At 66.3% G+C, this 1,008-nt stretch carries 2 protein-coding genes; both read right to left on the reverse strand.

Features of this window, described 5'->3' with window-relative positions; genetic code table 11:
* A partial coding sequence (gene thyA, locus DBR34_RS24145) for a thymidylate synthase (RefSeq protein ID WP_258224154.1) occupies window positions 1–294 on the reverse strand: 294 nt, incomplete at its 3' end.
* A partial coding sequence (lgt, locus tag DBR34_RS19525) for a prolipoprotein diacylglyceryl transferase (RefSeq protein WP_258224155.1) occupies window positions 291–1,008 on the reverse strand: 718 nt, incomplete at its 5' end. The genes thyA and lgt, both read right to left, overlap by 4 nt.

Raw genomic sequence — 1,008 nt, forward strand, 5'->3', positions numbered from 1 at the left:
CCACTGCTTGCCGTAGATCGGGCCCAGGTCGCCGTTGGCATCGGCCCACTCGTCCCAGATGCGCACCTGGTTGTCGGTGAGGTAGGCGATGTTGGTGTCGCCCTTCAGGAACCACAGCAGCTCATGGATGATCGATCGCAGGTGCAGCTTCTTGGTGGTCACCAGCGGGAAGCCGTCGGCCAGGTTGAAGCGCATCTGCCAGCCGAACACGCTGCGCGTGCCGGTGCCGGTGCGGTCGGACTTTTCGGTGCCGTTCTCCAGCACGTGCTGCAGCAGGTCCAGGTAGGGCTTCATGCCTTCGCTCCGGCCGCCTGCACCGGCAGCTGCGGCTGCAGCACCGGGGCACGGCGCGACAGGGCCAGCAGCACCAGGCCGAAGGCGATCAGCGGCAGGCACAGGATCTGGCCCTTGGTGAGCCAGCCGAAGGCGATGTAGACGCCGTTGTCGGGCATGCGCACGAACTCCACCGCGAAGCGGAAGACGCCGTACATCAACGCGAACAGGCCGGCGATCACGTAACGATGGCGCGGCTTGGCCGACACCGCCCACAACACCACGAACATCACCAGGCCTTCCAGCAGCGCTTCATACAGCTGCGAGGGATGGCGGGCGTACTGGTTGAGCGCGCCGGTGGCGAACTGTTCCTTCAGCGTGGCCAGGTCCAGCCCGTTCAACGGCGCCGGCAGGCCACTGGGAAACACCACGCCCCAGCTGCCGTCGGTGTACTTGCCCCACAGCTCGGCGCCGATGAAGTTGCCGATGCGGCCGAAGCCCAGCCCGAGCGGTACCAGCGGAGACATGAAGTCCAGCGTGTCGAACAGGTGCAGGCGGTGCTTGCGCGACCACCACCACGAGGCGAACAGCACGCCCAGCAGGCCGCCGTGGAAGCTCATGCCGCCGTCCCATACCTTGAACAGCAGCAGCGGGTTGTGCAGGAAATCGCCCAGCGCATAGAACAGCATGTAGCCCACGCGCCCGCCCACCACCACGCCGAGCATGGCGTAGAAC

This window comes from Stenotrophomonas sp. HMWF003, assembly GCF_003061285.1.
GTDB lineage: Bacteria > Pseudomonadota > Gammaproteobacteria > Xanthomonadales > Xanthomonadaceae > Stenotrophomonas > Stenotrophomonas maltophilia_AP.